The following is an 11,236-nucleotide window of genomic DNA, read 5'->3' as shown; positions in this document are numbered from 1 at the left end:
ATTTCATTTCTTAAATGAAAATAAAGTAATTTTACACTTGTGATAAATTTACAGTCCATCATGTGAGATGTGGCAAATATGCAAATTAATGTCAGTAAAGGAATAATAAAAATAAAGAAAGTGACAAGTATATAATTCCAAGCTTCATAGTCTTTTATTATGGCAATAATGAAAAATATAAATAGAATAATTAACATAGCTTTTATCGACGCAAAAAAATCGGCTGAAGTTTTATTAAGCCAAGCCAGAAAGTCTCCATGAGTATTTTCTCTCTCCAAAGAGAAACATCGTAATAGGGTTAATTGCTCTTTGAATGTAAAAATGCCTGTGATGAATTTCCTTGTTTTTTTATTATCGTCAATATAAATTTTGATGCCCTGTGTATTTAGGGGTGGGTAAGCCTTGTTTTGTGATTCCGGTACAAAAAATATTCTGTGTTTAATGCAGAATATAAATAATTTTATGCCGACAAGGTAGCCACATCCAATTATTCTGGCTTTATTCAATATAGCTAAAAATAAAAAAACAGGATAGATAAAAATAATATTGTTGAAAATTAAAACAGCATGGTGTGATTTTGGTGGACTGATATAAGTAAAAACGGCCAAAATAATAAAAAGGAACGTCATAAATTTTGCTGATGACATAAAATCATAGGCTAATCCCTTTAACCAAGTGGAAAAATCATCTCTTGTTTCATGCTTAACTAACCTAAAGCTTTTAAGCATGATGATTTGTTCTGTAAAGGTAAATAACCTAATTATCGATTTTCGTATTTTCTTATCGTCAGTTAATCGCATTATTATTCCAATTTTTTCTGGTTGGATGGTAATTTATTCTTTATTCACCATGATATTATTGAATAGATTGATGAAAATAGAGTTAATTTATTGGAGTATACCATTATTTCCAGTTAAAAAAATGCGATTCATATTGAAAAATGATTAGGGAGCCGAAGCTCCCTAATTGGGTATTATAAAAAATCAACGGAAATTTATAACCATTTAGCTACACCACCGTGGCGAGAACATGCACCTTTATGGGTTTTGCTCTTACTATAGGTTCCGTCTTTACAAAGGGCGCTATTAGCCCCTTTCTCTGCGCTTCCAGCTTTTGATTTCTTACTGTTGTTTTTCTGTGACGCTTTTTGGCTTTTTGAACCTTTGGTGACTTTCTTTTCTAATGAGCTAACGTTGTCTTTAGCCGTTTTGACATTATGTTCTACCGTGGTGGCTGTTTTTGAAGCGTGTTCGAGTGATACTGCCGGCGCTGCAAGCGCCGTACTTGAAAACAACACCAGTAATGCCGCAACTGATAACTTCAAGCTTTTCATCATATGTATCCTCTGATTAGAGTGTCTTAACCCGAAACCAACTCTTGCAGTTTGGAGTATAGCTTTGAATGATTTCATTACAAATTTAGCATAGGAAATACTTATATTTCGATTTATGTCTGTTTTGTATTTTCTATTTATAACAAATGCTTGTGGTTTGTAGACATTACGGATATAGAAATCATGACATTTTTTTAAATGATTAAGGCTTGATGATGATGGGTTGCTTACTTGGCATAAGATAATAAAAATTGCTGTATCTGAATCAATGGCACTTCAGGCAGGGGCATGGTTGCACCGAGCGGCATAGATGGTGTTATTTAACCACTCCCCCTATCCCCAAAATCGCCGCCTCAGGCGCTTCCCCATTAACTAACTTCGCCGTTGCACCATCATAATAAATCCGCCCATCCACAATAAGTAAAGAACGCGGCGCTATTTTGGCGGCATCATCAAGATTATGGGACACCATCATTAAAGTGAGCTGGCGCGCATCACAAACTTGCGTCAGTAACTCCAACATTTCATTGCGCAAAGCAGGATCAAGTGCCGAAAATGGCTCATCGAGCAATAAAATAGGCTGCTGGCGTACCAGACAGCGTGCCAGTGCTGCGCGTTGGCGCTGGCCGCCGGAAAGCTGGGCTGGCAGGCGGTTAAGATAATCTTGCAGTGATACTTGGGCGGCAATTTGCTGTAGCGTCTTTTGTTGCTCACCCGTTAGCCGTAAGCCGGGATGTAACCCCAGACCGATATTTTGCTCAATGGTTAAGTGGGAAAACAGGTTATTTTCCTGAAACAACATTGAGACTGGCCGTTTGGAAGGCGAGGTATGGGTATGATTTTCATCATTTAACCAGATATCGCCACTTTCTGCGGATTGGAATCCTGCCATTAAACTTAACAGCGTGCTTTTACCCGCTCCGCTGGGGCCGAGGATTGCAACGCGTTCACCTGCCTCAATATTGACATGGAAATGCATGGCAAGGTGTTCGTAGGTATAAATGACATTTTCGAGTTTAATCATGGCGTCGGCCTGGTAGACGTTCAAGCACACTGAACAAAATAAAACAGAGAAGTAGCAGCAAGAATGCGGTGACTGCACCGTCCTGACTGCGATATGCCCCGATTTGCTGATAAAGATAGAAAGGCAGGGTGCGGAAATTTTCGTTGCCAAATAACGCGACAACGCCAAAATCCCCAATCGATAAAACACAAGAAAAAGCCAGTGCTTGAGCCAAAGGAACTTTCAGTGCCTTAAGTTCAATCCAGCGCAGTCGGTGAATCCCTTGAATATTAAGGGAACGGCACAGGGGATTGTAACGCTCCGCCAAATCACGCATTGGGTTATCCAATACCTTCAGAGCATATGGGATCGCCATTAATCCATTGGTCAAGATAACCAATCCGTAAGGAGAATGCGGCAAGCCAACGGTGGTGTTCAGCAGAATAAAAAAGCCTGTTGCAAGAACAATGCCCGGCATGGCAAGGATTAATAAACCGCTGGTTTCCATTGCCTGTCCCCAGCGAGGAGAGTGGCGCAAGCGTAATTCACGGCTACTCCATAGCAGCATCATAGTCAGCATGACACACAGCAAACCTGCTCCCAAAGCGATAATGGCTGAAGTCGTAAAAGCTTGCCACAAAGCTGGCTGGCGCAGGACATTAAGTACAGCACCGTTCAGACCGTCCACAATGACCGCCAATAACGGTGGGATCAAAAGTAGTAGTGCCATAACGATGAATAGCCCATCACACCCTTTTTGCAGCCATGAATCCTGCGGATTCCGCCATTGTTGCTGGTGACCGTAACCGACAACGAGTGTGCCTTTGAGTTTTTGGCTGACCAACACCAGACCAAGACAGCAAAATAGTTGGATAAGCGCAAGCAGGGCAGCATGGCCGAGATCGTAGTCATAGCTGAGTGCCTGATAAATGGCCAGCTCTATGGTGGTTGCTGCGGGGCCGCCTCCCAGTGCGAGCACGGTGGCAAAACTGGCAAAGCACAGCATGAATATCAGTGCACCCGTCGGCAGAATTTGACGGCGCAGATAAGGCCATTCTACAAAACGAAAATGCTGCCATTCATTCATGCCAAGCTGCGCTGCGAGTTGCCGCTGCTCTATCGCAATATTTTCCAGCGATTGGAGCAGTAACCGGGCTGCCATTGGCATATTGAAAAAAATATGTGCCAGTAGAATTCCTTGCAGCCCGTAAGGCGTAAAACGGTATTCAATACCCATCCATTGGGAAATATTTGCCAACCAGCCGACTCGACCATAAACGGTCAGTATGCCAAAGAGAGCAACTAGAACGGGAAGTACCAACGTCATGGCGCATAAGCGCAGAAACAGCGTTCTGCCGGGAAAACGACGGCGATAAAGTGCTCTTGCGAGGAAAATCGCTGGCATCACCGATAACACGGCAGATAGGAAAGCCTGCCAAAAAGTGAATCGAATGACATGCCACAGGTAACTGTCATTTAAGAACCCTTGCCAGTGGCTTTCCGGCGCATTGAACCAAAGCGCTCCAAATGCTGACAGAGCAACCACAAGTAACAGGCCGGAGGCAATCACCCCCGGCAATAACCAACCCGCAATTAACGGCTTACGGCGCTTTGCCATGTACGGATCCACTGATTACGGTGTTTGGCCACGTCATCTGCGCTGAATTGCAGTGGTTTTGCGGGCACAGGAAGCTGCTTGAAAACCTCAGGCAGAGGAATGTCGATAACAGGATACATCCAGTTAGTCGTCGGAATTGCTTGCTGGAATGCAGGTGAAATCATGAACTGCATGAATTTCTGCGCCAGTTCAGGTTGCTTACTTGAGGCCAACTGAGCGGCGACTTCAATTTGCAGGTAATGGCCTTCGCTGAATATGGCAGCGGCATAGTTATCTTTTTTCTCTGACAGAATGTGATAGGCCGGTGATGTGGTATAGCTGAGTACCATATCTCCTTCACCTTTCAGGAACAGCCCATAGGCTTCACTCCAGCCTTTGGTGACGGTCAGCGTTTTTTTGGCAGCTTTCGGCCATTCCTGTGCCGCTTTATCGCCATAAATATCCTGCATCCAGAGTAACAGCCCCAGGCCAGGGGTGCTGGTGCGCGGATCTTGATAAATAATCTTCCAGTTCTGGTGACTGTTGATTAATTCATCCATACTTTTGGGAGGATGAGGTAACGTATTTTTGTTGTAAATAAAGGCAAAGTAACCGTAATCGTAAGGAATAAAGGTTTTGTTGTTCCATGTGATAGGCAATTTCAGTTTTGAGGTATCAATATGGCTTGGTGTAAACAACCCTGTCTGCTGGGCAGCCTGAACCAAATTGTTATCCAGCCCCAGCACGATATCCGCCGACGTTTTTTTGCCTTCCATCCTTACACGATTCAGCAGGGATACCCCATCTTCCAAGGCGACGAGTTTCAGTTCACAGCTACACTCTGCTTCAAAGGCTTTTTTAATGACAGGTCCTGGCCCCCATTCAGAAGCAAATGAATCATAAGTGTAAACTGTCAGTGTAGGCTTGGCCTGTGCCGTTTGAGCAAAGACACATGCAGAAATCGATAGCGTACCGATTGTGATAAATCTGGAAAATAAGTTTTTAAACACTTTGCTCTCCTGTTGTGATTAGCAGATAGGTAAAGGATTTGAGAAAGTGCTAAATGGAAAATATTTTTATATCAATGATTAGCGTCTCAAATTCCTACGTCGGTACTAGCCGGATCAGGTTCGACGGGTTTTTCTCAGCAATGCGGTTTTACAACAGCAGCACCCCGTTGAGATGGCGGTATTGTAGAGACTTCCGCTACGGCTGCAAAGTCCAATGATAGAGGTTTACCGCTTGAGATGAGTGTGAAACAATTAGCTATCTTTTCAAATTTGTTTTATCGAGAGGTAGTCTGGTGATTGATGATGATGGCTACCGCCCGAATGTAGGAATTGTAATTTGTAATCGCCAAGGGCAGGTCCTGTGGGCTCGCCGTTATGGGCAGCATTCTTGGCAGTTTCCTCAGGGGGGTATCAATCCAGGGGAATCACCAGAGCAAGCGATGTATCGCGAGTTGTTCGAAGAAGTTGGTTTAAATCGCAAAGATGTACGGGTTCTCACATCTACCCGTAGCTGGCTGCGTTACAAATTACCCAAGCGTTTGGTGCGTTGGGATACAAAGCCCGTTTGTATTGGGCAGAAGCAACGTTGGTTTTTATTACAGTTGCTTTGTAATGAAGCCGATATTAATGTGCAGCGCAGCAATGCACCCGAGTTTGATGGTTGGCGTTGGGTCAGTTATTGGTATCCTGTCAGGCAGGTGGTTTCTTTTAAACGGGATGTGTATCGCCGCGTAATGAAAGAATTCTCTTCCATCGTGATGCCAATGCAGGAATCCGCTGTACAGCTACATTCACCTTATTTACATCGTCGCAGAAGAAGTTAGGTAACTGTTATGCTCATGCGCTTACGGGAAATTGTCGAAAAGGTTGCTATGGCAGCTAATTTGTCTGAAGCGCTTGAACTATTGGTCAGTGAAACCTGTCTGGCAATGAGCACGGATGTCTGTTCTATCTATCTGGCCGATCACCAGCGGCAGTGCTATTACTTGATGGCTACCAGAGGCTTAAAGAAGCCAAAGGAACGAGCGATCAGCCTGGCCTTTGATGAAGGTGTTGTTGGTGAAGTCGGACGCTTATCTGAATTAATCAACCTCGCCGATGTGCGCGATCATCCCAGTTTTAAATATATCCCCCAAGTAAAAGAAGAAGGTCTGCGGGCTTTTTTGGGCGTACCGATTGTTTATCGTCGTCAGTTGCAAGGTATACTGGTTGTTCAGCAAAATGAACGACGGCTATTCAATGAAAGTGAAGAGTCTTTTATGGTCACGCTAGCTATGCAATTGGCGGTTATTCTTGCTCAGGCACAGACAAAAGGGTTATTTGGTCAGTATCGTCAGACACGCATTAAGGCACTTGCCATTTCCAGTGGTATCGTCATGGCTCAGGGTTGGCAAGATTGCTCGCAGCCATCACTCGAACAAGTTTTTGAAGCGTCAACGCTGGAATATCAGGCAGAACGTTCTCGACTGACCGCAGCTCTTGAGCAGGCAACAGCAGAATGTCGCCGTATCAGCAAGCGCTTTACCTCCAGTTCACAGAAAGAAAGTGCCGCTATTTTTGATCTCTATTCTCATTTGCTGAATGATCCCAAACTTAAGCAGGATCTGTTTTCTTCCATCGATAACGGGTTTGTAGCGGAGTGGGCAGTTAAAAGTGTTGTCGAAAAATATGCCGAACAGTTTGCCAGCCTGCAAGATCCCTATATGCGGGAGAGAGCTTCTGATTTACGGGCGCTTGGGCAGCGGGTATTGTTCCATCTGGATGGTTCTTTCACAGGTGATAGCGAATGGCCAGAACGCTTTATTCTGGTTGCCGATGAACTCAGTGCCAATTTACTGGCTGAGATGCCGCAGGAGCAACTGGCTGGTGTGATTGTACGGGATGGCGCAACCCATTCCCATTCCGCAATACTGGTTCGGGCGATGGGGATACCGGCTATCATGGGAGCCGATATCCAGCCTGAATTACTGCATAATCGGATGTTAATCCTTGACGGTTATCGCGGCGAAGTTTTTGTTGAACCAGAACCACTGATTATTCAGGAATACCGACAGATTATTGAAGAAGAACAGGTTCTCAGCAAATTAGCCGAGGGTGAACTGAAACAAAAAGCACAACTCAAAAATGGCGAAAGAGTGCTGGTGCAGCTCAACGCAGGATTAAGCTTAAAATACGAACAGCAGATAGGCGATAGTATTGATGGTGTAGGCCTGTATCGCACTGAAATCCCTTTTATGTTGCACGGTGGTTTTCCATCAGAAGATGAGCAAAAAAACCGTTATCAAGAGATGTTGGCGCTTCTTCCAGATAAACCAGTGGTGCTACGAACATTGGATATTGGTGCGGACAAACAACTGCCTTATATGCCCATCAGTGAAGAAAACCCCTGCCTTGGTTGGCGAGGAATTCGTATCACGCTGGATCAGCCGGAAATATTCCTGATTCAGCTCAGAGCGATGTTGAAAGCCAATGCGCTGATTGGTAACCTGAAAATATTGCTGCCGATGGTCACCAGCATCGAAGAAATTGATGAAGCCAAGAAGTTGATCGACAGGGCGAAAGCTGAAGTTGAACAGACAATTGGCGGTACGATTACCATGCCCCAGATTGGCATCATGGTTGAAGTACCCTCCACCATTTTCTTATTGCCGCAGTTGAAGAAACGGGTTGATTTTATCTCTATTGGCACGAATGACTTAACCCAGTACTTGCTTGCGGTGGATCGCAATAATACACACGTTGCCGCTTTGTATGACAATTTGCACCCTGCGGTCATTAAGGCCTTGAAACTGGCTTTTGATGAGAGCCAGCGTATTAATCTTCCCGTGAGTATATGTGGAGAAATGGCGGGTTTGCCGATGGGTGCGTTAATCTTAATTGGCCTTGGTTACCGTAGCCTGAGCATGAGTGGTCGAAGCGTTCCGCGTATAAAGTATTTACTGCGTCATTTGGATGCCAACGATCTTGAGCGGCTTATCAAAGAAATATTGAAAGCAGAGACCAGCCAGCAGGTGAAAGCCCTGTCTACTGAATTTATGGAGGCCAATGGTCTCGGTGGTTTGGTGCGGGGGGGTATTTAGCGAATACTGCTCCCGTCTGAATAGGATGGCTCTTAATCCCTTTTACTGCCTATGCTATTATTTGCGATTATTTGTCTTAAGACATGATAGATAATATTCATTCACACAACATTACTTTTAGTGGGGAACGATGAGCACTAGCTATCTGGCATTTCCTAATATTGACCCTGTCATATTCTCAATCGGGCCTGTATCTCTCCACTGGTACGGTTTTATGTATCTGGTTGGCTTTGTTTTTGCCATGTGGCTGGCAAATCGACGCGCAGCAAAACCAAACAGTGGCTGGAATAAAAACGAAGTAGAGAACTTGCTTTATGCAGGGTTTGTCGGGGTGTTCGTCGGTGGACGCCTCGGTTATGTTCTGTTCTACAATCTCCCAATGTTCCTTGATAACCCGTTGTATCTGTTCAAGGTCTGGGATGGCGGCATGTCTTTCCACGGTGGTCTGGTCGGGGTTATATGTGCCATGTGGTGGTTCGCCCGTCGCACTAAACGTCACTTCCTACAGGTTTCTGATTTCGTTGCTCCATTGATTCCCTTCGGTTTGGGGATGGGGCGTATCGGTAACTTTATCAATGGCGAATTGTGGGGGCGTGTTACGCTTGATACACCGTGGGCGATATTATTCCCGAGTTCTCGCAGCGAAGATATCGCACTGGCAACAACCGATTCCTCTTTATGGCCGATTCTGGAAAAGTATGGTGTCCTGCCTCGCCATCCGTCACAACTGTATGAAATGGTACTGGAAGGGATAGTGCTGTTTATCATCCTCAATTTATTTATCCGTAAGCCACGCCCGATGGGAAGTGTTTCAGGCTTATTCCTGATTGGTTACGGAGCCTTCCGTATCATCGTCGAGTTTTTCCGCCAGCCTGATGCACAGCTCGGGTTGTTTGAGGGGATCAGTATGGGGCAGATCCTTTCTATTCCAATGATTTTAGTCGGAATTTTAATGATGTTCTGGGCTTGTAAATGCCAGCGTAATAACAAGGTACAAGAGGCAAAATGAAACAGTATCTGGATTTAATGAAAAAAGTGCTGGCAGAAGGCACGGCAAAAGATGACCGTACAGGTACGGGAACACTCTCGATATTTGGTCATCAGATGCGTTTCAATTTGCAAGAGGGTTTCCCGCTGGTGACAACCAAACGCTGTCATATTCGCTCCATCATCCATGAACTACTGTGGTTCCTGAACGGTGATACCAATACCCAATATCTGCGTGATAATAATGTGACTATCTGGGATGAATGGGCCGACGAAAATGGCGATCTGGGGCCAGTTTATGGCAAACAATGGCGTGCCTGGGGCTCTACGGATGGCCGTCAAATCGATCAGTTGGCAAACGTTCTTGAACAGCTGAAAAGTGACCCTGATTCGCGTCGGATTATTGTTTCTGCATGGAATGTCGGAGAGCTGGATAAAATGGCATTAGCGCCCTGCCATGCTTTTTTTCAGTTCTACGTAGCGGCGGGTAAACTATCCTGCCAGCTTTACCAGCGTTCTTGTGACGTCTTTTTAGGGTTGCCATTCAACATTGCAAGTTATGCTTTGCTGGTTCATATGTTGGCTCAGCAGTGTGACCTGGAAGTGGGGGATTTTGTCTGGACTGGCGGTGATACTCATCTTTACAGCAACCACTTAGAACAGACCAAACTTCAGTTAAGCCGCGAGCCGCGAGCGTTACCTAAGCTGGTTATCAAGCGCAAGCCTGCGTCATTGTTTGATTATCGGTTCGAAGACTTTGAGATTGTGGATTATGATCCGCATCCGGGCATTAAAGCTCCAGTCGCGATTTAAACCTATACCAAATTGTTAAAGAGCGGGTTTAGCCTGCTCTTTTTACATGTACCGACGGTTGTTCTCAATATTAAAAAATAGTGACTTGTCATTTTTGCGTACCGCTCCGCAAATAAAATGTAAAAGCCATTTCATCGTTATATTTCCCTCAAAGCGCTTCGCATAACTTAATTAACTCCCTTTTTATTTTTCCATGAATCAAAGATATTCAGCCGCAGGAAAACACACCAATATGGCGATAACATAAGGCTGATAACACAAAGCCAATAACATAATGGCAATAAGACAATGGCAATAAAAAATGGAGGACGTATCAATGAACCGTCTGGATTTACATTATTGGAGTTACTGATAGCCATGACCCTAATTTCAATGAGTCTATCCTGGGGGTTATATCATTGGGGGCAATATCAAAACCGCCTGCGTTTACAGTCAGCGGTACAGAATGTGTTGTCTTTTATGGAAAGGCAACAAGGGTTGGCAAATTATATGAATCAGGAGCGCACATTGTGGCTGGTGATAGGACAAACGTGGTGCCTGATTTCTTCGGTATCCAAGATATCTGATTGCCATGAAGGGGAGGGAGAGCGAGTTAATTCACCTTATGACGATGTATTTTTGGCTTCAGCAACCAGTGATCGCATTGATTTTTATGGTGTTAGAAATACTGCTATGCCAGCTAGTTTTGTGCTGGCAAATTCAGCAGGAGAGATTAGTGTGGTGATTTCAGGGCGTGGAAGAATCAGAACATGCAGCAATAATATTAGCCAGCTTCCTAATTGTGAGGGAATCAAAGGTTCATGATATTGGCTATATCCCTTTTTAAGGGAAAACAGACCGGATTCTCTTTACTGGAGGTCATGGTTGCCATGTTGATCAGTAGTGTAATTTTTATCGCCATGGCAAAAACTTATCCGGTTTTATCAGGTCAGATCCTCGATCTATACCGGAAATATCGTCTCCATTATCTGGTGAATAGAACCGTCTATATGATGGAAAAAGATCTCAGGCGCGCGGGTTATTGTCAGGACAGAAAACAATGTGAAGGTGAGCCATTGCTGATTAACAATAAAAATACAGAAGCTGCTAATTCCTGTTTTATTGTTGCTTTTGACCTTAATTTAAATAACCAATGGGAGAAGCCTGAGCATATTGAATCAGAATTTTTTGGTTATCGATTAAATAATCATGTCCTCGAATGGAAAAGAGGCGTGGAGAATTGTCAGGGAAATGGCTGGGAAAGATTATTTGATCCAACGGAGGTTGTGGTTGATACTTTTCACCTTGAAAAATCACAGGCAAAAAATGGGCTGATTTTTATTACGTTGTCCATTAATACCCATTGGCTTAAATCTCCATCTATTATATATCGTCACCAAATGACAGTTCGCTTGCGTAATATAAGGAAATAAT

General features: G+C 44.2%; 11 protein-coding genes and 1 riboswitch. Of the genes, 6 read left to right on the top strand and 5 right to left on the bottom strand.

Annotation, left to right across the window (positions count from 1 at the left end; genetic code table 11):
* The 5 genes from PSI22_RS17820 to thiB form a co-directional block, all read right to left on the bottom strand.
* Positions 1 to 800 (bottom strand): hypothetical protein (locus tag PSI22_RS17820; RefSeq protein WP_273580902.1); only part of this gene is annotated, 800 nt, incomplete at its 3' end.
* 194 nt (positions 801 to 994) lie between these two features.
* Positions 995 to 1,333: a DUF3761 domain-containing protein gene (locus tag PSI22_RS17815; RefSeq protein WP_273580901.1), complete on the bottom strand. Its 339-nt coding sequence runs from the start codon at positions 1,331 to 1,333 to the stop codon at positions 995 to 997.
* A gap of 316 nt (positions 1,334 to 1,649) precedes the next feature.
* Entirely contained in the window at positions 1,650 to 2,357 is a 708-nt protein-coding gene (gene thiQ / locus PSI22_RS17810; RefSeq protein ID WP_273580900.1) for a thiamine ABC transporter ATP-binding protein ThiQ, read from the bottom strand.
* Positions 2,350 to 3,954 (bottom strand): thiamine/thiamine pyrophosphate ABC transporter permease ThiP, encoded by a 1,605-nt coding sequence (gene thiP / locus PSI22_RS17805; protein WP_273580899.1) that lies wholly within the window; start codon positions 3,952 to 3,954, stop codon positions 2,350 to 2,352. The genes thiQ and thiP overlap by 8 nt, the downstream gene beginning before the upstream one ends.
* A complete protein-coding gene (gene thiB, locus PSI22_RS17800; protein ID WP_370689041.1) occupies positions 3,930 to 4,943 on the bottom strand; it encodes a thiamine ABC transporter substrate binding subunit in 1,014 nt (337 codons plus the stop codon). Before thiB ends, thiP begins: the two co-directional genes overlap by 25 nt.
* Before the next feature lie 73 nt (positions 4,944 to 5,016).
* Positions 5,017 to 5,120: riboswitch (TPP riboswitch) on the bottom strand.
* Positions 5,121 to 5,236: 116 nt separating this feature from the next.
* On the opposite strand from thiB, the gene rppH reads away from it, so the two are divergent.
* The 6 genes from rppH to PSI22_RS17770 all read left to right on the top strand — a co-directional run bounded on the left by rppH (position 5,237) and on the right by PSI22_RS17770 (position 11,235).
* Positions 5,237 to 5,767: an RNA pyrophosphohydrolase gene (rppH, locus tag PSI22_RS17795; RefSeq protein WP_273580898.1), complete on the top strand. Its 531-nt coding sequence runs from the start codon at positions 5,237 to 5,239 to the stop codon at positions 5,765 to 5,767.
* Positions 5,768 to 5,776: 9 nt separating this feature from the next.
* Entirely contained in the window at positions 5,777 to 8,023 is a 2,247-nt protein-coding gene (gene ptsP / locus PSI22_RS17790) for a phosphoenolpyruvate--protein phosphotransferase (RefSeq protein ID WP_273580897.1), read from the top strand.
* Between the two features lie 130 nt (positions 8,024 to 8,153).
* On the top strand, positions 8,154 to 9,032 hold the full coding sequence (gene lgt, locus PSI22_RS17785) for a prolipoprotein diacylglyceryl transferase (protein WP_273580896.1): 879 nt from the start codon (positions 8,154 to 8,156) through the stop codon (positions 9,030 to 9,032).
* Positions 9,029 to 9,823, top strand: coding sequence for a thymidylate synthase (gene thyA, locus PSI22_RS17780; protein WP_273580895.1), 795 nt, complete (start codon positions 9,029 to 9,031; stop codon positions 9,821 to 9,823). Before lgt ends, thyA begins: the two co-directional genes overlap by 4 nt.
* A gap of 288 nt (positions 9,824 to 10,111) precedes the next feature.
* Complete coding sequence (locus PSI22_RS17775) at positions 10,112 to 10,627, top strand: prepilin peptidase-dependent protein (protein WP_273580894.1); 516 nt, start codon at positions 10,112 to 10,114, stop codon at positions 10,625 to 10,627.
* Positions 10,624 to 11,235, top strand: a complete 612-nt coding sequence (locus PSI22_RS17770) for a prepilin peptidase-dependent protein (protein WP_273580893.1) — start codon at positions 10,624 to 10,626, stop codon at positions 11,233 to 11,235. Before PSI22_RS17775 ends, PSI22_RS17770 begins: the two co-directional genes overlap by 4 nt.
* The last annotated feature ends 1 nt before the right edge of the window (position 11,236 follow it).

The sequence above is a fragment of the Xenorhabdus aichiensis genome, assembly GCF_028598775.1.
GTDB lineage: Bacteria > Pseudomonadota > Gammaproteobacteria > Enterobacterales > Enterobacteriaceae > Xenorhabdus > Xenorhabdus bovienii.
This window is presented reverse-complemented; position numbering and strand designations above follow the sequence as displayed.